Annotated in this window: 18 protein-coding genes and 1 tRNA gene; 8 read left to right on the top strand and 11 right to left on the bottom strand. The window is 50.8% G+C overall.

The genetic code is table 11. The features are described from left to right. Window positions 1-8: 8 nt before the first annotated feature. Complete coding sequence (locus HJ536_RS04640; RefSeq protein WP_177156856.1) at window positions 9-833, bottom strand: DUF2059 domain-containing protein; 825 nt, start codon at window positions 831-833, stop codon at window positions 9-11. 155 nt (window positions 834-988) lie between these two features. Here HJ536_RS04640 and HJ536_RS04635 point away from each other — a divergent pair. Both HJ536_RS04635 and HJ536_RS04630 read left to right on the top strand, forming a co-directional pair. Further along, window positions 989-1078 (top strand) — tRNA-Ser (locus HJ536_RS04635). 94 nt (window positions 1079-1172) lie between these two features. Next, entirely contained in the window at window positions 1173-2555 is a 1383-nt protein-coding gene (locus tag HJ536_RS04630; RefSeq protein WP_177156855.1) for a tyrosine-type recombinase/integrase, read from the top strand. A 72-nt stretch (window positions 2556-2627) separates the two neighbouring features. Here the strand turns inward: HJ536_RS04630 and HJ536_RS04625 are convergent, their stop codons facing one another. Both HJ536_RS04625 and HJ536_RS04620 read right to left on the bottom strand, forming a co-directional pair. Then, a complete protein-coding gene (locus tag HJ536_RS04625; RefSeq protein WP_177156854.1) occupies window positions 2628-4601 on the bottom strand; it encodes an ATP-binding protein in 1974 nt (657 codons plus the stop codon). Window positions 4602-4745: 144 nt separating this feature from the next. Next, the gene (locus tag HJ536_RS04620) at window positions 4746-5288 is read right to left on the bottom strand and encodes a recombinase family protein (protein WP_177156853.1); all 543 of its coding nucleotides are present in this window, start codon (window positions 5286-5288) and stop codon (window positions 4746-4748) included. A gap of 300 nt (window positions 5289-5588) precedes the next feature. Between HJ536_RS04620 and HJ536_RS04615 the strand changes: the two genes are divergently transcribed. Then, window positions 5589-5963: a hypothetical protein gene (locus tag HJ536_RS04615; protein ID WP_177156852.1), complete on the top strand. Its 375-nt coding sequence runs from the start codon at window positions 5589-5591 to the stop codon at window positions 5961-5963. Between the two features lie 2059 nt (window positions 5964-8022). On the opposite strand, the gene HJ536_RS04610 is transcribed toward HJ536_RS04615, so the two are convergent. Beyond that, window positions 8023-9846 (bottom strand): FtsZ/tubulin family protein, encoded by a 1824-nt coding sequence (locus HJ536_RS04610; protein WP_177156851.1) that lies wholly within the window; start codon window positions 9844-9846, stop codon window positions 8023-8025. A gap of 511 nt (window positions 9847-10357) precedes the next feature. Continuing rightward, window positions 10358-11542, bottom strand: a complete 1185-nt coding sequence (locus HJ536_RS04605) for a primase C-terminal domain-containing protein (protein WP_177156850.1) — start codon at window positions 11540-11542, stop codon at window positions 10358-10360. A 628-nt stretch (window positions 11543-12170) separates the two neighbouring features. Between HJ536_RS04605 and HJ536_RS04600 the strand changes: the two genes are divergently transcribed. Both HJ536_RS04600 and HJ536_RS04595 read left to right on the top strand, forming a co-directional pair. Continuing rightward, on the top strand, window positions 12171-12446 hold the full coding sequence (locus tag HJ536_RS04600) for a plasmid mobilization protein (protein WP_177156849.1): 276 nt from the start codon (window positions 12171-12173) through the stop codon (window positions 12444-12446). 73 nt (window positions 12447-12519) lie between these two features. After that, on the top strand, window positions 12520-13914 hold the full coding sequence (locus tag HJ536_RS04595) for a relaxase/mobilization nuclease domain-containing protein (RefSeq protein ID WP_177156848.1): 1395 nt from the start codon (window positions 12520-12522) through the stop codon (window positions 13912-13914). Between the two features lie 37 nt (window positions 13915-13951). Here HJ536_RS04595 and HJ536_RS04590 read toward each other — a convergent pair whose 3' ends face one another. Next, window positions 13952-14371 carry a hypothetical protein gene (locus HJ536_RS04590; RefSeq protein ID WP_177156847.1) on the bottom strand — a complete coding sequence of 140 codons (420 nt, stop codon included), beginning with the start codon at window positions 14369-14371 and terminating at the stop codon, window positions 13952-13954. A 72-nt stretch (window positions 14372-14443) separates the two neighbouring features. On the opposite strand from HJ536_RS04590, the gene HJ536_RS04585 reads away from it, so the two are divergent. Beyond that, window positions 14444-14677 (top strand): helix-turn-helix domain-containing protein, encoded by a 234-nt coding sequence (locus HJ536_RS04585; RefSeq protein ID WP_177156846.1) that lies wholly within the window; start codon window positions 14444-14446, stop codon window positions 14675-14677. Between the two features lie 249 nt (window positions 14678-14926). On the opposite strand, the gene HJ536_RS04580 is transcribed toward HJ536_RS04585, so the two are convergent. Next, window positions 14927-16345, bottom strand: a complete 1419-nt coding sequence (locus HJ536_RS04580) for a caspase family protein (RefSeq protein WP_177156845.1) — start codon at window positions 16343-16345, stop codon at window positions 14927-14929. Between the two features lie 430 nt (window positions 16346-16775). Between HJ536_RS04580 and HJ536_RS04575 the strand changes: the two genes are divergently transcribed. Further along, on the top strand, window positions 16776-18851 hold the full coding sequence (locus tag HJ536_RS04575; protein ID WP_177156844.1) for a caspase, EACC1-associated type: 2076 nt from the start codon (window positions 16776-16778) through the stop codon (window positions 18849-18851). Between the two features lie 838 nt (window positions 18852-19689). Here HJ536_RS04575 and HJ536_RS04570 read toward each other — a convergent pair. Together HJ536_RS04570 and HJ536_RS04565 are read right to left on the bottom strand one after the other, a co-directional pair. After that, window positions 19690-21597 carry an SUMF1/EgtB/PvdO family nonheme iron enzyme gene (locus tag HJ536_RS04570; protein ID WP_177156843.1) on the bottom strand — a complete coding sequence of 636 codons (1908 nt, stop codon included), beginning with the start codon at window positions 21595-21597 and terminating at the stop codon, window positions 19690-19692. Continuing rightward, on the bottom strand, window positions 21594-21977 hold the full coding sequence (locus HJ536_RS04565) for a CU044_2847 family protein (RefSeq protein ID WP_177156842.1): 384 nt from the start codon (window positions 21975-21977) through the stop codon (window positions 21594-21596). Before HJ536_RS04565 ends, HJ536_RS04570 begins: the two co-directional genes overlap by 4 nt. Before the next feature lie 183 nt (window positions 21978-22160). Between HJ536_RS04565 and HJ536_RS04560 the strand changes: the two genes are divergently transcribed. Further along, the gene (locus HJ536_RS04560; protein ID WP_177156841.1) at window positions 22161-22721 is read left to right on the top strand and encodes a metallophosphoesterase; all 561 of its coding nucleotides are present in this window, start codon (window positions 22161-22163) and stop codon (window positions 22719-22721) included. Window positions 22722-22953: 232 nt separating this feature from the next. On the opposite strand, the gene HJ536_RS04555 is transcribed toward HJ536_RS04560, so the two are convergent. Both HJ536_RS04555 and HJ536_RS04550 read right to left on the bottom strand, forming a co-directional pair. After that, the gene (locus HJ536_RS04555; protein WP_177157308.1) at window positions 22954-23160 is read right to left on the bottom strand and encodes a helix-turn-helix transcriptional regulator; all 207 of its coding nucleotides are present in this window, start codon (window positions 23158-23160) and stop codon (window positions 22954-22956) included. 73 nt (window positions 23161-23233) lie between these two features. Continuing rightward, a partial coding sequence (locus tag HJ536_RS04550) for a tyrosine-type recombinase/integrase (RefSeq protein WP_177156840.1) occupies window positions 23234-23975 on the bottom strand: 742 nt, incomplete at its 5' end.

The raw sequence follows: 23975 nt of genomic DNA, 5'->3' as shown, positions 1-23975 counted from the left end.
GTCAACAGTTATAGCTCTTGGTCACTGCCGATTCTGGCGATTTCCTGCCCCAAAGCCGATGAAATCGCCGTGAACATCGGATCGAACCCGTCAAACAGGCCCCGGTTCATCGCCCTGCCCGCCTGCGACCGGGTCATTTCGATGTATCTATCCAGATCGGACTCGTCCAGCGGCGCGTAGGCCATCAGCAAATAGGAATAGAGCCACACCCGCGTTTCGGTGCGCACGTCCTCTTCTTGTTGCCAGATGGTGGCCAGCATTTCCTCTTCGGACATCTCGGCCCCGCGAGCCCCGCCATCGGCAAGCCCCTGAAGGAACGCAAAGTTCGAGTTCAGCGCCCCCGCGACGTTCGCCTCGACCAGATCATTGGCGTCGATATATTCGCCCACCTGCTCCAGCCGTTCATCCGCATTCTCGACCATGCGCTCGAAATTATCGCGGCTGGCATCCTCGATCGCGGGGTCCAGCAAGGCCTCGCGCGCGGAAATCTCCAGATCGACGACTCGTTTCCCCAAATCGGATTCAAAAAAATCGATCACTTCGGACAAATCTTCATCGGCGACCGACTCGGCAAAGCGTGATTCCAGCCCTTTGCGCATCGATTCCGTGTCGTAGATTCTGCCAACCGCAGCCTCCCAACGCTTGGTCGCACCGTCTGGCAGCATCTCTTCGGCCAGAGTGCCCGCGTAGTTCATCCCCTCCTGGCGCATGATATCGACGACATCTTCGACGCGCATCGCCTGAAAGAGGCGATCCACATCCTGTTGCGTCGCGGCATAGCCGGGCACAGCGAACCCCAATACAAAAAGGGCTGTCAGGGCAGTCTTGCGCATCGTTCCTCCGATCTTTCCCTAAGGGATAGGCCGCCCCGCGCCCCCTGCCAAGAGAGGGTTCGCACAAGCCTTCCGAAACAAAGTCAAAAAATCGTGCAAAAAGGGGTTGCAGCCCCCTGAGGATAACATTAGACACCGCCTCCACAGACCCCCGCGGAGAGGTGCCGGAGTGGTCGAACGGGGCGGTCTCGAAAACCGTTGTGGGTGCAAGCCCACCCAGGGTTCGAATCCCTGTCTCTCCGCCACTTCTGAACTTATGTTCAGAATCAATGGCTTACATAAATGGCTCCATCATCCAATAGGTCCAACTCGGACCCCACAACGCGTAGTGGTGATGACATGCAGTATCTTCGACAGAAGAACGGCAAGGGCTGGTTTTTCAGAATGACGACTCCCACGGCTCTCATCGGCCAAGCCAACCCTTGGGATGGGCGTGAGCTCGGAAAAGAAATTATCAAGGGTCTAGGCACTCGCCGCATTGGTGAAGCCAAGAAGCTGCGCGACATCTACTTAGCAGACATCCGAAGAATGGAACGCTACGGCGCTGATGTGGCTAGCTATGATGCCGAAGCTGCTAAAGCTATGCGAGCTGAATTAAAGTCAGCCGCCCAGCGAGACCCAGAAGAAGGATGGGAAGTGGCCTCCATCGTCCACGATAAAGCGATGGAAGCAATGGAACGCGGCGCAGACCGCCAGATGATCAGCAGCTATCTGAAGACCGCCTTTGGCAAAGGCTTTGCTCTCAGCGATGCTCTTGATCAGTATAAAGCAGCGCGAAGCCCCGACAACACAAAGAGCCAGTTCGCACCACTTGCTAAGCAATCGTTCAATGACCTTGGTTCTGCTGTCGATCACTTATGCAGGTTTCTAAACGCCCCCAGCCCTGAGCAAGTAATGCTGCAGGACTTGAGCAAACCAAAGGCCGTGAAATTTCGCTACGACTATCTGCCGAATATATGCACACACCGCGCACCTCATGGCCTCAGCGCAAAGACAATCAAGAAGAACGTCACTCTGCTTAAAGGCATTTGGGACTGGGCGGCACAGGTTGGCCACGTGCCGCCGGAGACTGCAAATGTCTGGGCCACAGAGACACGCGTACGAGCCCGTACAGAGCATGTAATTAAAAGGCGCAGGGATTTCAGCCCAGAGGAAGCAACAGCGCTGTTGAGGGCATCCAGGCGCGGCACACGCGAAGGAGATGTCTTGCGCTTAGCTCTGGCTACAGGCTGTCGCATTAGTGAAATTGCATTGCTGAGGCGAGAGTACATCGAGACAGATTGCAGCGGCTTCTTTATCAGCGAAGGCAAGACTCAAAACGCTTTAAGATTTGTTCCCGTCGTGGCCGAAGCTCAAGCAGTTCTTAGTGCTCGCTTCGCCTTCACGGCAGGGCAGGACCGCCTTTTTCCAGAATGGCCAGTACGCGAATCCTCCGGAAAATCAGGCGCAGTTTCCCAATGGTTCACTAGATTTCGCCGTGAGGTTCTAGGGGAGCAAACCGATAAGAGCCTCTCGCTACATTCAACCAGACATACGTGGAGAACCGTCGCGCGGCGAGCACGAGTATCAGAAGCCGACATCTTACAGCTTGGGGGATGGTCCACCGACAAATCACAAGCAGACAAGGTATATGACCACGGCTTGACCAAACGCCAGTTATCGCAAGCGCAAACGACGGTCTGGGATGCTCTAATAAAAAATGGGTATCTCAATTCCTACTGAGCCCCCCATAAGCGATGGGGGACTCAAACTTCAATCTAATCAGAAACCACTCTGGGGCTTTCTAACCAAACGCTAAATTTCGTCTCCGTATTTCTTCTCTTGATACTCTCGTGCATTGTCCGGATCATTCAAAAGATCAAATAACTCTCGAAGACAAATCACGTCAAAGTATGAGTGCGCCGAAGACAAACGATGCGTCAGACCATGGTGGGTACGGTGGTGGGTTCTCTGCTCGTCCAGATAAGACAAAACGGTATACTCTTTTTCATATTCACTCCCCATATCCCAAAAGATCGCCAAATCGACATCGTTTTCGTGCTTATCACCACTCTCAAACTCTCTAATCAAACCATCCAAACAAAACTTGTACTCCAAAACCTTGGGCGGTGTTTTATAGGTTTTGGTCAGCTGCTCTTCGAAAACACCCAATGGGTTTTCGTCTTCGTGATAAGCATACGAATCCAGAGGGTCCTCGGCGGCGTATCTAAAGACACCGTCGTATTGTGCAGATTGAGATGTGTGCAACAACTTCAACCCTCGTATCACACCGCCAGCAATAAGCTGGTTAAACAAAACGATTACGTCCTGCTCGGTTTGCGGAACCGACATTACTGAAATTTTCCGCGTAGGCAGAAAGAACTTCTCGTTGTTTAAGACCAGCGGATGATCGGCTTCATGCTGCTCCATGTTCTTGAGCCAATCATGAACCTTGATTTCCTTGTCGATGTCAGCCTGTGCCCCACTGTCCGACTTCAAAATGTCATCACGCCGAGCGCTTAGTTGCCTCACAATTCTGACTGCAACTTTCTCTGCAAGCTCTTTCAACTCAGGCTGGAAGCCCTTGCGCCCCAGGTCAGGCTCCGCGCCATCATAATGCACGACAACATGGCATTGATTTTGGTGCCCGATGCTCTTGGTCAATGGGATTGTGATCAGCTCGCCTTGGGGCATTCTGTTGCTAGAAATCTGGAGACCACCACGCAAAATACGCAAACCTTTTCTCAGCTTGGCCTTCTTGTCGTTCACCTGGTCCCAGACCTCAGTGGAATAAACAAAATAACCATAAGCAGACATCTTGTGGCGTGTGGCTAGCTCTAGCTCGCTCTCATTGAAATTTGCAATGGCCTCAATGTCAGCGAGGGCATAGGCCTCCCAAATTCCATTAGACTTCCGGAACTTATCTATTGCTCTAGAGACGTCCTTGCCCGCATCTAGCGCTTTTTGTTGCACAGCTTTGATCTCGCGCAGCCTTTGGCTCGCTTTAATTTCAAGATGTGGATATTTGTACTGAGGATTCCGATTTTCTATCAGCGTAATCGAGCCATTCTCATCGACTACTTCAAGATCAAACTTGATTTCTGAAGCAGAACAGTCAGGAAGGTTAATTGCTCCGAGCGGCGTTTTAACCAGGAGCATATACAACCATTGCTCGGCTGTTTTTGCTTGGTACCACCGCAAATTACTTGGCCGAACATGCTCGCCTGAGAAGAATATTTTAAAGCTAGTGCCTTGATCCAGGGCTTCGAACAAGTCGCTTTTCCCTTTTTCTTGTTCTACCAAAGGCCGTGAAACGGTTCCCGAATGGTCTTCGATCCACTCGCGCCCTCTGCGCATGACGCCCTGGTAGCTGAAGCGAGAATTCTTGGTGCGAATAATGAGCTGATTGAAGCCATATGCGATGTATGTGACGCCTACGCCCTTGTTCCCCCTCGTCTCCCCACCAGACTTAAAAGAAATGCTTGGAGCAAGAAACGAGCGAAACTCGGCTTCTTCAAAGCCACATCCATTGTCGGCCACTTCCACAGAATTTTCTTTGAGATCAATACGAACTTTGATGTGCGCGGAGCTAGGATCAGACCCCGAGAACCTTTTCTCCACCGCATCCATCGCGTTCTGGATTAGCTCGGAGAAGGGATCGTAATTGCTCACGTACGACTTCAATATGTTCTTGATTTCCCTTTTTTTCGCAGAGGCCAAGACGTTCGGATCAACACTGCCTGCGGCATCAAGTGGGTCCCAAGACTTAGTTTCTTCAGTCGTCGTCATTATTTGATCTGCTTTTCTATAGTTAGCTGAACTGGTGTATCAGCCTGGTTGGAAGCTGTTGGAAGCTTTGAGAACTGACAGGACAATTTGTTTGCGAGCCCCGCAAGTAACCAGAAGCGACCAAGCGTAAAATATTGGTGAACACTATTTTAATGCACGGTATACGCTTGTTCTGCCAATTTGCAGTCTTTTTGCGATTGCAGTAGGCCCAAGCCCCTCGACGTCGTGAAGCCGCTTGATTTCCTGGGCATCCACACTTGGCTTGCGCCCCTTGTAGACACCATTCGCTTTGGCCCTTGCTATCCCCTCTAGCTGACGCTCACGGCGTAGGTTCGTCTCGAACTCAGCAAAGACCCCCAACATCTGGAAGAAGGCTTTTCCTGCCGCCGTGCTCGTGTCTACGGGTTGCTCTGTCGCCTTCAGTGCAACACCCTTGGCTTGGAGTTCGCGCGTGATGCTAGACAGATCATCCATGCTGCGGGCTAGGCGGTCGAGGCGCGTGACCACCAAGGTATCGCCAGAGCGAAGAAACTGCATAAGCGTTGCCAGTTCCTCTCGTCCAGCCATGCTGGTACCGCTGACCTTCTCTTCACGTATAACCTCGCATCCAGAAGCATTCAGCGCATCACGCTGAAGGGTAAGGTCTTGTTCGTGGGTTGAGACACGAGCGTATCCAAAAATTGTCATCCTCAGGCGTTCCATTAGGGTCTAGACCCTTCAGACATACCGTTCCATAAGCCAATAAGCAATCCTATTGGAACACACTGGCTGTGCCACCACCACGTCCCCGTAGGGTATACCCAAAAGGAACATTCGTTAACAACCTGCCCCCAGAAGTTAACCAAACAGCGCTAGAAGTTGGCCATCTTGGGACAGACTGTGGCAAGCCTGTGATCATTCTCTGACGCAGCACTTTTCCTGTTGAACAAGGTTACGCCGATTGACTAACTCGCAGCATATCAAACGTATGTAGCGAGTAATAAAGACATGAAAAAACAATTACTAATATCCCTGACCGCCGCAGCTTTAAGCCTGTCAGCCTGTGCAAAACCTGCTGACAAAGTAACAGCTCAGTACGTATCTCCGATCCAGTATCAAGCTTATTCTTGTAACCAGCTTTCAGCAGAAGCTCAGCGCGTGGCTGTGCAGGCTTCGACCGCTTCCGGCGTTCAGAATAAGAAGGCTCAAAACGATGCGCTAGTGACCGGAGCTGCCGTGGTCCTGTTTTGGCCTGCTGCGTTCTTCGTCGGTGGCAACAATGAAAACACTGCCGAGTTGGCCAGACTCAAAGGCGAGCTAGACGCGATTGAGCGGGCCAGCATTTCGAAGAACTGCGGGATCGAGTTCAGACGTCAGGGTTAAACGACCTACACCCTGCAGTGATCGGGTCACACGACCCGGACACTCTTTGATAGGAGCGACCGACCAGCACCATCTGGTCACGCAGTCTCTAAGGTATGTACTACATCTCTTAGGACTGCGATTGGAGAGAGCCTGTGAATACTGGCGCTTCGTCTGTCTTCTCGCACAATACCCGTGACGCAAGATCGTCTCCCCCCATCATTCCGCAACAAGGGGTATGGGGGGAAACCGCTCTACTCGACCATTGTGTATAGCATTCAGATTTTTCCACCTTAAATCTCTCCGATCAGTCAAACAAAAAAGCCCATCAGCCTGAATTGATCAGAACCGATGGGCTTTGGAGCGCTAGAAGCAAGTGCTTGCAGACTAAGAAGTTGTTGATGATTGATGATGCAAGATGCGCTGACCCAGCTAATGCTAAGCATGGGTCAAGCAATAGCTATAGCAACCGCTAAGCATGAGCTACAGCATCAGCCTAAACCACCCTCATCACCGCAACAGCATAGCATTAGCTTTATAGCATTAGTTGAAAGCGGGGGCTTCTTCGATGGTGGAACTTAATTTAAGTATCTGTTTTTTATAGCAAATTCCCCGCCATGCGCCACCGCAACATCTGAAAAGCAGACACCCCTCAAGCCTTTGAATTAATTACATTTTAACTGCTTCCGCGAAAACACTTGGGGACTTCTCTCCACCAAGCACTTGCTAGCTGGAGCAACCAACGCTACTGTTGGGTCCGTTGGGGACCATAGACAAAGCGGACCCAATTGGAGCTATTTCTACAAGGGATAACAAATACTTAGGTTTCTGAGATTAGTTTCCCTGTCTCTCCGCCACTTTCTTTTGAAAGTGCGCATAAGATCAAAAGCTTATCGCAATAGCTAGGGGCACAGCCCCACCGTTAGCCCCACCCATTCTGTGCGCTTTGCTGGTGCTACCTGAGACAACCAGACCCCTAAATGCTAGGTGCACGTTTGGCTCATCCGAGTGCATTTAATTGATGCAAGTAGGCGTGAACTGATGTTTGGGAGTGTGGCGTTTGCACCCAACAGTCCTGCGCTATCCCTTCACTCCAAGCTTTGCTTAGCCAATTCAACCCATCAACGTGGTCAAACCAGTGCGGATCTGACCCGTCGCAGGTAGAGGTAGTTCTAGGTTTTCGACCTATATGAAGCGCAGTTAAAACGGATGATTGCTGTAGTTCGGATGTAAGGTTATCAGTTCTCTCTAACAGGCATAGACCTCATCAGAGTTGAACAAGCCGTGCATCGAGTATGGACAATTGACGCTTGAGCAACTCAGCATTCTGCCAATCCCGCCACGGCCTTCTGCGCCTGACCCCAACACCTTCAGATAAATAGATACTTACTTAAAAGAGGACTACAGGCCCTTGATTCTGCGGTTATCATGCCACGTGCCCTTCCCCTCTAAGCCGTTCTAACTCTTTGTGTTGGTGAACGCATGATACATGCACCTCTGGTGAATTGCCCGCCTTGGTCGCCGCTGAAAATTTCTAGCCCACCGTGCTTGACAATGGCTTTTTGAGGGTACCGAAGCAACGAATGCACCAATTACTCTTCGATCATCGCCAAGAAAACACATTGCGGCTGCGCCTATCAACTATTGGGAACAAGAACAAACGCAGCATCGGCTTACACCTTTGAAATGCACGCCCTTCCTACGCATTGCCCCTCATTTTTCGACAATCCAACCCTTAACTGAGGTCGGATTTCATTGAGATAGCTTCGGCGGGGGTATGCCTGGTAGATCTACGCTAGATCTAATTGCAGCTATCCCCTGACCCTAATCCACACATCTAAATATCTATATTCTAAACTACATTGCTAAATTTGAGGGAAATTTCAACTGCTCTTTATGCATCCTAAGATGATCAGATTGTAAAGTTCACCCTGCATGCCGAACTTGTCCTCTAAACGTGGCGGAACCGACTGCATGTATTGAAACATGCCTGCTGGCTACTAGCATTCAACTAAAAGTTTGTGCTTCGTGGCGGGAAATGTCAGTCTTTAACAGAACCCGCGTTTTCAGTCTTTTCCCGCTAAACCGAAGAGATCTGCCCAGAGCGTTTCCTCGCACTAGAGAACGAACTAAAGGGATCTACCTCCTCTTCCTGCTTTTGCATTCCAAGAGTGAAATTAACCGCAATGTTCATAAGCGCACGCTCTACGCAGTTTCGATTGACTAAAAGCTTCTCAAGTTTTTCTGCAGTCAGAACTTTTTTGAATTCTGCATGTGTGGCTATACCAAGCTTTTCAATATTCTTCTGATACTCCGCTGATCGGAAATGGTCGCCATTTGTAATCTCGAGCACCCGCTCTCGGATCAGGTTCATAGCCTGAAGGCTGTCCAAATGCTGAATATCTCTTAGGATTGTGTCGAAGGGAGTTTTGAAAACACCTGGGCTAACTGGTTGCTCGAAGAAGGCTTCCTGAACGTAACCCATCATGCTTTCATACATTTCAAAAGAGAACGCCCCGTTCATGGCCACGAGTACAGAACTCTGGCTCTCCTTTGATTCTGGCGTATAGTAGCAATTTATTTCAACCGACACCTCAGAACCCGCAATTGCCTTGAAGAAATTTATTACTGCCTGCTTTGCACTAAAGGCATTATTTGAGTCACTTGAATTTCTCAAAAATATGAACACATATACCGATTTTATCGTTCTATAAAAGGGCGTCGCACACATTAAAGCTTCAACTTCGTCGGCATCTGGCTCATCGCCTTGAAAAAGATTGCGACAGATTGATTCAACAAGCTTCTCGATGCTTCTATTGGCCAACTGAGTCTCGCTTTTCCTGGTCACTTTTACTGATAGGCCAGTGAGCCCCTCCTCAACGCTAGCACTTAAGGCTAGTGGCGACATTGCCTTAGAGAACAAATCACGAGCGTTGAAATCATTGCTGCTAGCATGCCCAACACTACACACACCGTTTAAGAACAACGATGCATCTCGCGGGTCGAAATCCTTTCCAAACTTTGTTATTGTCTTGCTGCTATTGATGTTCGAAAAGTCTTTTACAAATCTGGACACATAGGAATTGATGATTGACATCGGATCACTCTCCGGGCCGGCGTCAGATATTTGCAATGCCTCATTTGCCGCTTGATTGCTGAACAAGAACAGGGTGTGATACCTATCTTGCGGTAAAGCGCCCATGAATTTTGCAAGATACCGGCCAGAGTTTGCTACGGGGTTTTTAGACGTGTTTTCTGGTAGAATTCCGACGCCAACAGTGTATCGACCAACTGCTTTTCTGTAACGTGTTAAAACCGAATAGAGACTACCAGAGCCTGTTCCTCCCCCCATCGCAAATACACCGAACAGAGCACCTTTATGCCTTTGATCGATAGCACTAAGCAAATGATCATCGGATTCCGCTATTGCTTCGCTCAGATACGGAATTCCTCCTGCTCCCGTCTGATCAAGGAGTGGCTTGTTTTTAATTTCGAAGTGAAGCGCTTGAACCAAGCTAAATGCTTCGCCCTTTTCTCTGATTTCTGATACTATTTGAAGATCTCCATCATCCAGAAAGCCAGGGTTCTTCTGGTTGATATGTTCCATTATCTCCAGTTCAGAAAAATTCTTTTTCTTCTTAGCTACTTCATAAATTGCCTGAGCCTTTGCGAAGTACACATACAAATCATTGTTGCTGTTTAAATCCGCAATGTAAAATGCAGGCGAAGAATCACCGCCCTTAAAGGCAGGCGTTTTTGTGACCCTCTCCTTTGCATATTTAAACGCAAGCTCAAAAATACCCTCACCTTTCAGGATTTTAGCTGGGTTAAAGTTCGCGGAAAGTTCGACCGCGACTTTGCTGCCGCATTGGCCAAACCCTAATACACTTAAATCGCTTGTCATTTAAATCTCATTCCGCAACTTAGAGTTTCAAATTTTATTCACATGGGGTATATGATTGAGTCGAAATGTGGCAATTTTTCGGCGGCTTACTTGATATCCCTCCCCCCAGATTTCTAGAGATTAATACCTATAGTTTTCCAGGCAGGATAAGCGAGGAGATTCCGATAAAGAAGTCTCGTTTCACATAGGTCCAGATCATGAGTGCACCGCACCAGATGGAGATCGGTGATCTCGCCGCCGAAATATGCCCGAACATTAAAACCACACAACCGCCCGCACCGCTGTTAACGATGAAAGTCCCGCGCGATGGGCGATTGCTCAACCCGCGCCAATCGACGACTACGTATCAAGGTCATATCGCCACTGGACGATATGTTCAGTGGCAGGTCGTCGGTCCTACAACGATTTAAAGGCCCAACATCGAAAACGGCGGGATGACACCTGTGCAGGGAATGGGGATTTCTATTTAATATCTACCAAAAAGCTCTCAAAAAATGGGGGGATTTCACCATTAAGTCCCCTTATGACTACGTAGATTTTGAGGGCTGGAAGATAGCCTTTGAGTTAAAATTTCTTCACCTCGTGAAGAAAACCCTTCTGGTCCGAACTCTCGGGCCTGCTCAAAGTACTTTCTTACTGTTTTCTTAGTCAAACCTGACCTCTTGATAACAGCATTTCGCGTCACTTCTGCGCCATCATTTCTCAATTCCTGAACTGCCTGATAGACTTTTCCGAAGGAATCATTGGATCTTTTCATATGCGAAAAGTACGCCCCAACTGATTGACGCTGACGTATACTGTCTTCTTCTTGTATATACTGCCGCGCAGCGCCCTTGTCGTAAACATAGCGACTTGAGAGGTTTTTTGGCTTATAGTTGTTCCAGGTCCACTTTGTGATAGATTTCGCAACGGCCTTGACTTCAGAAGCGCTCAAGGGGCGAGGGTATTTTGCGTTATGCACCCGACATTTTTCATGGACATAATCGAAGAGTTCTTGTGAGTTCTGGCAATGCGTTCGGTTCGCATACGCTTCCGACTTCACCGCATTGAAAAGACCGCAGTTTCTAGACTCTTCATCACAGAGCGGTGACGATCTGACGTTGGTCTTGTTGCTGTTTCCCTTCGTTCTAATCAGGCGGTGAGGTACTGAGAGCATCTCCTCGAACTCATCCAGTTCCCAGAGCACTTTTGAAGCGTCTCCAAAAAACTTTGCATCCCAGTTCGATGAGAACGGGTTCTTTGTTATCAAAGGAGGGGTGGCTGAATCAACATCCGCACCAGTTTTTTGCACCGCCAATTGCAAAGCCTGTGTCACAGATTTCAATCTTTCAAACACCGCCTTGTCTTTTTTGCGAACCGGCACCTTCAGGTTGAAACGAATATGCGGGCGAATGAACTTCGCACCACATGGAGCTAACTTGCCAGTGATCGACGCAGGCAACATGTTCAAGGGCAAATGGCTCTTCAAGGCTTCGATACAAATGATCGAATCTACATCGACAATTATAGAATTGACTTTGTCGCTGTAGTTGGCCTGAAGATAGGGATAGGTCCAAATATTGTTCTCTAGTTTGTTGACCCTAAAAACCTTTTTGTCTGAGTTCGCAACCCAGACAAAATCCGGGATCCGTCCCGGTTGAACAGCAGCAGCCTGCGCATACTCATCACATAATTTCTCGAAGACATTCTCAAACATTTCGGCATCACCATGCCACCCTCATATCTGTCGGTAGAGTGGCACCCAGTAGATAGCGCATGAAGGTTTCGACAACGTTTCGCACGACGCTGCACCCGAAAGCTGTTCAGACAAGCCGCACGACCTCTGATGCTTGGGGAGGTTTTTTTTTGGGGGGGGTACGATGCCCTATTTCAGGAAGGAACCGCTTATACTCTTCTTAACTGATGCGGCCAAAGTAATGGGTTAAGGCTGACTTCAGGATGGATCACCAACTCTTACAGCAGCCAATTTCAAATATATATGAGTAGCAAACTCTTCTATGATATCGACCAACTTAGATTTCTATCAGCTACCCCTTTTCCCTGAACACGTAGGGGGAGCGAGCCATGTTTTTGTTACACAAAAACGCTCGCCGTCATTGGCCTCTCTCACGCCGGATTGGGAGTGCGCGCCTCGCTTGCATTCCCTATTGTTGTTTGCTGTTGGGCGATTGATCCGCCATCTATGCTTGGTTTTGCCTTAAGGCATCACCGCCCACAAAAAGTGTAAACGTTCTCTTAATCCTCAAATCCTATCTGCCTAGTGCGGACGTCTTGCGGTGCCTCTTGGGGGTTCTGCCAGCGTCCTGCATTTTCACGAGGCGATCATGGGACGAGCGAAGAAAGGCGGCAGGCCAAAGTCAGCGGAAACGCGCAGCCGTTATTTAAATATCAGGCTCACCGAAGCCGAACTAGCTCGACTGCGAGAAAAGGCAGCAGGTGCGAAGCTTTCGGACTTCGCTCGCCGTCGTCTTCTTGGAAAAGCAGTTGTTCGACCGATCCCTGAGATCAATCAGCTGGCTTGGGAACAATTGGCCCGCACCGCTGCCACTCTAAACCAGTTTGCCCACAACGCAAACCTTGGACGCCTTCCTCACCATTAAGACTTTGCCCGTGCGCTTGTCCGCCTGTCGGGAGACCTAAAAGAGGTCCGCGAGCGCCTGATCGGGGGCGGTCATGGCAATAGGTAAGCTCATCAAGGGATCCAATGCCAGTGGTCTTGTTGATTACCTTCTAGGCGCGAATGACAACCAAGGTCGGTTTCGGCCAAAGGTTGCGATCGTTGGCGGGACACTCGGGTTTGATGGGGCTTCGGCCAAGAGACAATTTTCATCCCTAAAGAAGCTGCGCCCCTCCCTTTCAAAAAACACGGTGCACATGTCCATTTCCTTGCCCGTAGAAGACCGCGACCTGACCGATCAGGAGTGGGCAGCCATCGGCGACCACTGGGCCAAGGGGATGGGCTTTCAGGCCTACGTGACCGTCTGCCATGGCGACCACATTCATATCGCGGCAAGTCGGATCACGCTGGATGGCACAGTCGTCTCTGACAGCCACGACTACCGCCGCAGTGAATCGCTGATCCGAGAGATTGAAACGACCTTCAAGCTGATCCCGGTCGCGCCATCCCATTTGCTCAAACCAGATCGCAACACCGATCACATCGCCGCTCCGAAATCCGGTGAATTGATGTTGGCTGAAAAGGGCGAAATCTCATCGAAAGCGCAACTGCAGCAGTTGCTGACAGACCTGACCGCGACACCCATCACAGCATCCGATTTCGTTGATGCCCTAGAAGGCTGCGGCGACGATGTGCGCCCGAATATATCCACGACGACTGGCAGGCTCTCTGGCTTTGCCTTTGGCCTAGACGGGCATGTTTTAACCGCGTCCGCGCTTGGACGGGGCTTTTCATTGAAGAATTTAGAGAAGAGAGGATTTTCCTATGTCAGAGACCGAGACTTTCAGAAACTCAGCGAAGCAAAAGAGCGCAGCCTTGAACGCGCCATTGGCCCTGCACTTGGTGACGAACACGGCGGCGCAGCAAGAGGTGCTTCAGGCGATACACGCACTGCCCTTCCAGATCAGCCGAGCGTTGGACCCGCTGCTGCACCAGTTGAAGGAGCAGCAGGCACAGAATGCCCAGTTGTTGGAGCGCATGGAGAAACAGGACCAACTGATGCGGGCATTGGGGAAATCGCTACAAAAATTGAAAGCGCGTCCATAACCCTACCGTCACCACATCAAAGCCAAGCCCGTTCAGCTAAAGGCACTGCACGTCTTGACCAGCCAAAGCTCAATGGATTGCAAGACTTCCTTGTGCAATTTGAAGCGCGCATTCGGCGCGCAGCGCAACCACTTTCAGTGCTTCAGAAAGTGCTCTCCGGTTTAGAGAGCGTGCGCCAAAAGCTCTTCGCTGGACCTGCACCGATTAGAAACCCCTTGAAATCTGGATCTACCGTGAACGCGACGCTTCCAGAGAATTCTGACCTCTGCCAAGGCCAAGAAGATAGGCCTGCAAGAAGCAGTGACGGTCCCACATCGGTGCAACAGTCTGTCGCGCCGCGATGATCGCTCCGAACTTTGTCGGGGCTTAAGGCACCTACTCTTATTTGAACGCCGAAGGGCCATCGCTCTTATAGCGAGTCAGGCCATGCTGCGTCAGTTCTGCGAGCCGACTTTGGAACTTGCAGATGTAGGCGTCTGGTAGAAAGCTGTCGGGCGTGATGACGCTCTCAGCACGCTTCCGCATAACTTCCAGAGGGCCAATGCCCTGCATGTGGAGAATGCACGACATGGATAGAAGGCTGCCTTCGTTCATGCCCATAGGATGAGGATCCGTCAGATCGCGTCCTTTCTGAGTGATTTGGAACGGTCCAACAGGTGTCTGAGCAATGAGGCCAAGGGACAGCAGCATCTCAATGTCTTCGGGTGGGGCGCTTCCACGGCAGCGAAGCATGAAAAGGGCAAAGCCACCGGGCATGCAAATGCGGGTATCCGCCACAAAGGTCGAGTCAGGATCAGGCATCGAATCGCTCCTATTTTGGGAGTATTGAATATCGAGCGTAGGAGGGTCTGTCGATACATTACGGACCCCAATATGGCTGGCACCCTTCACACGCAGGCGCATCGCGACCTGATCAAATCTCTGGTCGCAGCGCGCAAAGCAAAAGGTCTGTCACAGGCTCAGCTGGCAGCAATACTGGGAAAGCCGCCATCATATGTGGCGAAAGTCGAACTCTGCGAGCGGCGTCTGGATGTTCTGGAGTTCTGCGCGTGGGCGAAGGAGTTGTGTGACGAACCGCTTAATCTGCTGCAGCGGTATCTGGACTGAAGAACGGCGCTTGCCGAAGTGGACGGTTATCAGCAACAGGGCCATGCGCGCCTTTCCTACAAAAAAAAAGTTTGTGTAGGAAACACTGTTGAAACTACGATTCTTCGAAATAAGCAAATCGCATTCGCGGCGCACAATTCACTAGGCGAAATGTGCGAATTTTCTAGGCTTGCGACGGACCACCGATCCCCAAAGAAGATAGTCATTCTCGCCATGAGGTTAGTCATAAATCTTGGGGTTTGGCGCAATTCAACATCCCTGCTCACCAAACGAAAGAACATACGCTGTTGTAAAATCAAATGGGTCAGACACATATTCTTTAGCGACCTCTGCAGGGTCGTCGGACCACGCATGGTGCGACCACTTCCATTCCTTGGTACCCTCATATTCATTGAAGGATCCCCAACCAGAGCGCCGCTCCTTTGAGTTGCAGGTTAGGATCAAGCACTCAGTCAGTCGGGGCAGAAACACAATCTCTGAGAAGATCCTGTTCAGCGCCATATAACTCGGCTCAAAATAAATACCGACATGAACGGCTTCCAATTTGCTGTGGTTGAGCAGGTGATATGTCTCGTCGTATTCGTCTGGCATGCCTAGAAAAGCGAGAGTTCCTAAACCGAATTCTCCAAACGGCTGGCGCCGCTTCTTTTTTGTCACGTCACTTTCAACAAATGAGTCAGAACCACCCCGACGACTCAATAGGCTGATCACTGACTTTTTGTTTTGCACGTAGTGAAAGTCATCATATTTTACTGTGCGGATTTTAAAAAAATCCGCGATCTCTGGCGCCAAGCTATTGCGGTTTAAGGCCGTCTTGAAAACCCCGTCAATAAATGCTTGTGCATCTTCCTTCGAAGGCACTTTGGTCTCAATATTCTCGATGACTGCCTTTGCCAAAGCAATCGCCGTAGCTGCGGGGGCTGTTTCCTCCTGTGTTTCGTGTTCATCTTGAGACGCCCAAAATCCCGTTCGGAACTCATTGAGCCGACTGGCATCATCGCAAAATTTCTCCTGAGATGTACCTTGCCTAATGAAATGCGGCGTTTGTCCAGGATGCCTCAAGAAAGCATCGCGCAACGCGTTTTCCACGTCAGTATAATATACGGCACCCTGTTCCTTAAAAAGACAAGCCTTGATGAACTCTTCCGTGAATAGGCTAATGCTTTCCCCTGCCAACGAGAATTGATTTTCTGTGCATGATGAAATCTGAACAAAGTTCGTGAATCCCGACTTCATTGCTCGCGCAAGAGGCGGCACGTCGTTCTTGATCAAGTTTCGACCAGCTTCACACGCATCAATAACGACCACAGATAGATTGGCATTGAAGTTCCGCACCAGCTCAAATGCATCTGACCGTGACAACCCGGTTGAATTTGGGGAAAACTCTTTGAAGCCCTTAAAACACATATAGAAATCATCAGAGTTCGATAGCCCATGCCCTGAAAAATAAAGGAAAACCTCTTCAAATCCACCCTCCAACTCCGTCAGCTTGCGCAGTTCATCTTTCACGAAGGAAACCGGTTCATCGACGAACTGTATAATTTGACTAAATTTTTTAGTCTCTGTTAACAATATATGCATTTGGGCCACGTCGTTGGCGCAGCATGCTAAAGCTGACAACTCATCGTATTCAACGTTTCCAATCAAGACTGCAACGCTCTGTCCCATGCGACCCTCTTTTCCTTAAGCGCGGCTGGTTCTTCACGTCTTCTGACTTCCCCCGCTTCTTATATGATTTATAATCTCTCAATACCGGCCATTCCAGGTTGCAACGCGACAAGGCGAGCTGAGCGTCCGGTCTGGGGCGGTTGCCTCGCGTGCATCTGTTCGGAAGGAACTGTGGATATTCCATGTGCATTGTGTGAAGTTCAACGCTAATAGCAGTCTGGCTCCAGAAAGATCAAACTTGGATGTCAAATACATGCTTGCGGAATGGGCGTACACGTTTGGTACTTGTCTAAGTGCCAACACTTCCCTGCACTCCAAGTTATCGGAAAATCGGATTATATTTCGAAAATAGTTCTCAGGAACGCCTTGGAAAATCAAGTCGAGCTGTTGATAGTGGTGCTCTCAAGAAATTTTAATTAATGGAATTCGAATGGCCCGAAGACTGGCTCTTCTTATTGGAAGTCGCACATTTGAGGATACACGTCTCGCACCCCTGTCAGCCCCTTGGGATGATGTGGAGACCTTGGGCGATGTGCTGCGCAAGTATGGCGAATTCGAGGTCGACAAGCAGGCGGATCTCGGACTGGAGGATATCCAGGCCGCCATCCAGAAGCTCTTTCAGTCCGCCAAGAAGGACGATACCGTCTTACTTTATTATACTGGGCATGGACTACGGGATACAAACGGTCATGACCTCTACTTAGCACTGCGCCGGACCAAACTGAATTTCATTCGCGGTACTTCGCTGAAATCTGCGTTCATCCGGGACGAGATGGATTACAGCCCGTCGCAGCGCCAGATCGTGATTTTCGACTGTTGCCACAGTGGTGCCTTCATCGATAGCGGTATGACACCGAAACACGGGGTAAAAACGTTAAGCGAAAGCGATGTACTGAACTCTGGTGGGACTGGTCGATTTGTGCTGGCGGCATCCGCGGCCAACGAAAGCGCCTACGAGCGGGACGGTCGTTCGATCTATACTGAGTTCATGGTCGAAGCTCTGCGTACTGGGGCCGCGGCACCAGATAAGGAGGGGGTGACGGTCGACGATCTACATGACTATCTAGTGCGTAGGGTCGGCGAAGACGCTGTGCCGATGCGACCGCAACTCTGGAAATCGGCTCAGAACAAGCCTTTGATGATCGCGCGCAATCCCGATCCACGCAAACCGCTACCGCCTGACGTCGTGGATGCTCTCTTCGACACAGATGTTCTGCGTGTTCGGGGGGCCGTCGCCCAGCTTCTACGGCTATGCAGTGGCTCTGATCGTCGACTTGCTCAGGATGCAGAGCGCGTTCTCAGGGAGCGCTTGAACAAGACCGAAGACCTGCTGTGGGAAGTAGCGCAGGAGATCACCTCAGGCTTGGACCAATCAACTGGTTCGGTCCGAGATGCTCAGATCTCCGATGAGGCTGTGCCGAAAAAACCGACAGCGACGCCCGAACCTGATTTGACGTTTGACGTTTCCCGGAAGAGGCGCGGCGCTAAGCTTTGGTTGAAGCTGGCCGCTTCCATAGGGGCAGCATCCGGTGTCGCTGTGGTTAATTCTGCATTGTGGCAAGAGACTAAGAACACTAGCATTTCTTTAAATGGCGCGTCTTCCTCTTCTGAGGTGCAGGCCATTGCTGCCCCAGCTGCCAAAGCTACAGACTCGGAGGGGCAGGTAACGTCGGATGCAGTAAAAACTAATCTTCTGCCCGAACCACTCTCCACCTTTCGCGATTGCACAGACTGCCCCGACATGATCGTCATTCCGGGCGGGACATTCACCATAGGATCGCCTGACACTGAGAAGGACCGCGACGGGGATGAAGGGCCACTTACAGAAATTAAGGTCGGCCCGTTCGCTCTTGCGCACACTGAGGTGACATTTGATCAATGGCGAGCCTGTGTACAAGATGGTGGCTGCCGAACTAACCCCAATCCGAAGCGAGAAAACTGCAGGGCAGGTTCCTGCCCGGTTATCAACGTTTCCTGGGACGATGCGCAGGAATACATTGCATGGCTCAACACGCACGTCCCGGACGAGTATCTGTACCGCCTCCCGTCAGAAGCCCAGTGGGAATATGCAGCTCGCGCTACGACAGTTGCTGGTGTCCCTGGCCCCTTGGTATTCGAAAACGGCATGCGAACCGTGCGCATTTCGTCAACTGCCTATCCCTGGGGCAACGAATGGGATCATGAACAAACAAACAGCAACATGTCTGCGGGCAGCACGACCAAGGTCGGCCAGTATACTGAGAATGGCTTCGGGCTTTCCGATATGCATGGCAATGTCTGGGAATGGATGGAGGATTGTTATTTTTACACCTACTCCTCACATGAAGGAAATGATGCACCGCGTCTTGCCGAGGATCACTCGGAATGCCTCAGCCGGGTGACCCGCGGCGGTTCCTGGCTGGATAGTCCAAGGAAACTCCGATCGGCCAAACGCAACGAGATCTGGCCCTTCGGCTCTGACGTCAACATCGGATTCCGCCCCGCGAGGACGCCTTTACCCCTTTAGTGTTACTTTTTTGCAATAGGGAGTTGGGGTCGAAGGCTCCAGCGATCTGGCACAGCTCTACGCCTAACCTCTGTTAAGGGGGATGCGAGAACGGGCAATGCTCTCTATACAGGTCCGCGCCGGAACGCATGAAATAGTTTCAGATGTGGTTGTGCCGACCGTGGAAAAGCTTTTGCGCCGTTCCGGGATAGTGTAGTCCGTGACGCCCTATGTCATATGATGGCTCCGTTTTGCGAAGGTGGCCTCAGCTATGACAGGCACGCTAAACGTCTAAGCAAAGGTACACATCGCGTAGTCGAAAACTACGAACACTTTTGGCGCGCCTGCATCTAAGTTCTTCTTTGCGACATCTACCGGCACTTTCCGGCGATCGATCATAGATGTCTGGGAACTGACATAAATCGACGCATCTCTTGCGACAGACGCTTTGGCGGACAGAGTATATCATTGACGGGTCACATCCGCAGGAACTAGTCATCCTGCATTTCGTGGGCGACGACTTGTTGACCTCACTACAGAGACGCAGTGCTCTGCCCATCGGCAACCTGACCAGTTAACTTTTCGCCAGGCCGTTTCTTGATCCGCTCGATGAATTCGTAAAAGAGGTCCTACTGTCGGCCAACCACTACAGGAACGAAACTGACAACAGGAGCACCAATCTCTGGTCCGCCCCGCAAGCACGCCTCTTTGTCGGTTGCGGCTATGACAAGTACGACCCCATGTCGGGCTTGGCTTCAGGGCGGTGGGCACGACGCCTGAGATTGTTACGTATTTCAAAGATGATCATTTGACTCGCTGGCGGCCTCACACCAGATCTTAAAGAAAAAATTACTCTAGTTTAGAGGGGTAAAAGTGACCTGGCGGGGCGAAACCCGACGCTATAACTGCTGTTGGAGGAATAGTACCGGTCGCGGCTGGCAGACCGGAGGTCCCTTGGATGGCTACTATTTGATCCTCCGCGAATCGCCTTGTAAACGGTACGGGGCTGCTCGATCAAAGCTAGCTGAGTTCGCGGGGACGAGTAATCGTCAGACCAGTCATCCGCGCACCATTCGTAGACATTGCCGTGCATCTGCCAAAGACCAAACCCATTGCCACGGAACTCAGGATGATCGACTGGTGTCATCTTCATTCGATATGTTTCTCCAATTTGCGATCCATCAAAATTGGCTTCATCTGTTGTAATCTCATCCCCGTGAAAATAGCGCGTCCGCGTTCCGGCACGGCAGGCATATTCCCATTCGGCTTCCGAAGGTAAACGCCAAGTCGCACCGGTTTTTCTGCTGATCCAGTCGCACCACACGTGCGCAGCATTCCAACTAACATTGAACACCGGATGCCGATCCCGTCCCGTAGACCCATCTATTGGCTTTGATCGTCCGGCCGCCTCGCTGAATAGGTCATATTCCTCAAAAGTCAGCGCAAACCGAGCAAGAGCAAAGGGCCGGTCGATCACCACCTCATGTTGTGGGCCTTCATTGTTATCACGGTCTTCCTCATGCTCCAGAGATCCCATTAAGAAGCGTCCCATCGGCATCACCACCATTTCAGGTGCCCATAGTTCCAAACTGTCGGCAAAGATTGTGCCTGGCGGCAGCAAGTCTGCCCGCCGCCCCAGCAGTGCGGGCAATACTCGCCCCAGACCGCAATAGACATCCCCAGCGGCCTTTTGCAAGTTGGCGTTGCAGTTGCTCAGTTGCAGGGGCAATAAGTGCTCGAACACAATACTTGTCGAGATTTCGAGAATCAATGTGTCCGCAGGTTGAGTTGCTTGCTCTGGAAAAAAAGGTGACTGTCGGAACGCAATTAGATTGTTTTTCAGCGCTTCGAGTTTTTGTCTAGTTTCAACGTCTACGGGAATTGCTACGAGGCAGTGATCAGCGTCGTATGTCAGTTCGGCAGTCAGAGTTGAAAGACAGGTCAAAGCCTCTGCGACGCCTTTGGGCAGGCCAACTCCTCCGTATCCAGCGCGTTCCATAGTCGAATGCAGACAACAAAGATCTTGAATATCGTACTCGGTCCAAACCTCCGATGGTTTACCTAGCACCTTGGTCGCGGCTTGGACATGTATTTGAACCAGGGAGTGAAGGTTTTCTGAGACCTCAGCAAGGAAGCACTCGGTCAGCACCTGAAAGAGATCTAGTGATACGTCAACGACCGGCTTATCGGCGCAGTCAGCCAGCAGTTTCTGAATTTCGTCTGCAGGGATTGCGTAGGCCTCTGTCTGACCCTCCGACTTAGGACGACCAGCGACGATCCCAAGAAGCCGCTCGCCTTGGTCACAATAAAACAGGCCGGTTCCGCTCATACCCGGATCACTGAAGCGACGCCCGGTGAGAGAAATCACACTTCCCTCGCCATATTGCACACTTGCCGCGCGGGGATCGCCATCGCATCGCGCTGTCAGGTATTCTAGGGAAACGACATCGGCGTCGTAAACGGGGCGACGCGCCTCCATTGGACGCCAAGAATTGGCAGGCGCTTCGCCGGCGAGTGTCAGAAGTGCGATATCTGTGCCTGGGGCTAAAGAGCGGTCGAAGGCGCGCCAGCCGCTGATCGTCGCCTTGGCTTCAAAGTTGAGGCGGGGGAACCTGAGCACTGCTTCGATGTCCGGCTTTACGGTTGCGTCAGACAAGACATGGGCACAGGTAACCGCCATATACGGACCGATGAGCACGCAATGACCCTTGACGATACCATTGATGAACACCTCGCCAACAGCGTTTGCAGCAGCCCAGTGGATCATCTACAGCGGCCCTTCTTAGGCTCCCAAGTCAGCGAAACCTTCATGTCAGCCGTGGTCTCGGCCTTCGCGATGGCGAAAAAGCCCACGCCTGCTTCGCAGGCGAACTTAAGCCCGACATCGATGGTGACTTTCTCAGGTGTAACGTCGAGCTTAGCGACCATCTGCTGGACTGTTTTGGCGTAATTGCTGAGTGACGTCATAGCCGAGTCAAATTTCGCAGTGACCTTCGCATCGGTCCCGTCAGTGTCTGTTGACATCGGCGTGACACCCTTGCGGATCGTGCCTTGGGGTAGGTCAGAAACCGCCTGACGCGCGGTCTCTTCGTCCACCTCAATGTCAATGGGGCCGAAATCTGATTGTAGGGTCAATATTTTCGTCATTTGATATCCTCGAATTCATAAACGTATTGATAAACTATGGGGCAGAAGCGCAGCAATAGCGGTACTGCAATAGTGTTCTGCTAAGCCTGGCACAATTGACAGGTGAGCGCCGGAAAAACAGCTTGCTCCATTACTCCCATTTTGGCAGTGAGTTCTTGTGATTCACTCTAGAGGCTTTAGCTGATGACCATATGGTACACAGCCGATACCCACTTCGGGCATGAAAACATCTTGTCCTATTGCAGTCGTCCGTTTTCATCTGTTTCACAGATGGATGCGACGCTGATTGAGAATATGTGGAAGGTTGTTGGGCCGGAAGACCATCTCTGGATCTTGGGCGACTTTGCCTACGGTGCGAAGGCTAAAGACCCTGCGTACTTGCAGGCAATCTTTCTCCAGCTTCCTGGGGCAGAGAAACACCTGATCGTGGGGAACCACGATCTTGGGCCAACGCTTCAGTTGCCTTGGGCCTCCGTGTCTCATCTGGTCGAACTCCATGATGGACCGAACACCCAGGCGAACACCCTTTGTCATTACCCGATGATCACGTGGAATCATGCACGGAAAGGGGCGCTACAGTTGTTCGGCCACGTCCATAACAACTGGAAAGGCTCGAATAACTCGGTGAACGTCGGTGTAGATGTTTGGGATTTTATGCCTGTGTCATTCAACGACATCGCGCGGAGGGCAAAATCTCTGCCAAGTAATAAGCATTGGAGGGATGTTGAACCACGTTCAAACTAGCGGTCCCAAGTGGACAGGTTGAATGATCACATCCACACCTGTCCAGATCACATAAATAGAAGACGAGTATTATTTATTGCTCTATCCAATCGAACGCCTGAGAATGCTGATCTTCTGGCTTAGATTGAAGCAAGAAACACGTCGTTCGGGTAGCCGCAAACCTCGTTTGGATGATCACTTCTGCGGCTTAAAATCCTCCCTAGCAGACGGATTATGCTCGCCATCAAAGCAATTAGATGTTGGCAGCGTCTGCATTCACGGATCGAGGCCTTGATCCTAGCCACACCTCAATCTCGTCTGCGTACCATGCGACGCTTCTAACGCTGAGTTGGATCGCAGATGGAAAATCCCCTGCTTGCTGCTTTCTATATATCGTTGCCCGACTCAACTTAGTGATCGCGCAGACATCTTTAATTTTAATTAGTTTTCTGTACTCCATCATAGGGTTCCTCTTGGTATAACCCCTTTTACCGCCGCAATCTTAACTGATCGTTAAGGAATACAAGAAACCATCAAGCAGTCTTACCTTTGAGCGCACTGCCACTAGATTTCCAAAGAGACGATGCCGAAAAAACATAGTCGCCCCACTTCTGCATCATACCAATTCGTTCGTTTAAGTGGCGGGTTCGATAATACGGACGCACAGCATTTCCTTTAAGTGCATGTGCCAACGCGAACTCCGCGATAGCGAACGAATATCCATTCTCTGCAGCCCAATCTCGAAACGATGACCTGAAGCCGTGGGCTGTCGCAGTTCGACCAGGAACGTCGCTTTCAATATTATTATCACGTAGTACTTTTGTCAGCGTCATGTCACTGAGAGGGCCTCGATTACGAGAGCGAAAGACCTCTCCACCTTCGCATTCGCTTACCGCTTGGCGCTGTTTTAATACCTCCAAGGCCTGCGTGCTGATCGGAACAGTGTGGGCTTCACCTGTTTTCGTGTTGGCGGCAGGAATATGCCAGAAGGCCTCTTCCCAATTGATTTGATCCCATGTCATTTTCCGGACTTCTCCCGATCGTGCTGCCGTTAGAATGGCAAATGCTAATGCGCTTCGGCCCGCGCTCACCTCGATCGCGTTCGGATAGATGATGTTCATTACTTCCGGCACTCGAAGATAGGGCACAGCAGGTTGATGCCTCTTGGTGGTTCTCTTCTGTTGTGGCAGGAGCTTTTTCACCGACTGAACAGTGCTCTGCCTGCTGAAAACTGGACCATTTGAAGCTGGAGTTTTCGGGTAGTCTTTCCTGGCT

It is taken from the genome of Donghicola mangrovi, from assembly GCF_013377535.1.
GTDB classification, from domain to species: domain Bacteria; phylum Pseudomonadota; class Alphaproteobacteria; order Rhodobacterales; family Rhodobacteraceae; genus Donghicola; species Donghicola mangrovi.
This window is presented reverse-complemented; position numbering and strand designations above follow the sequence as displayed.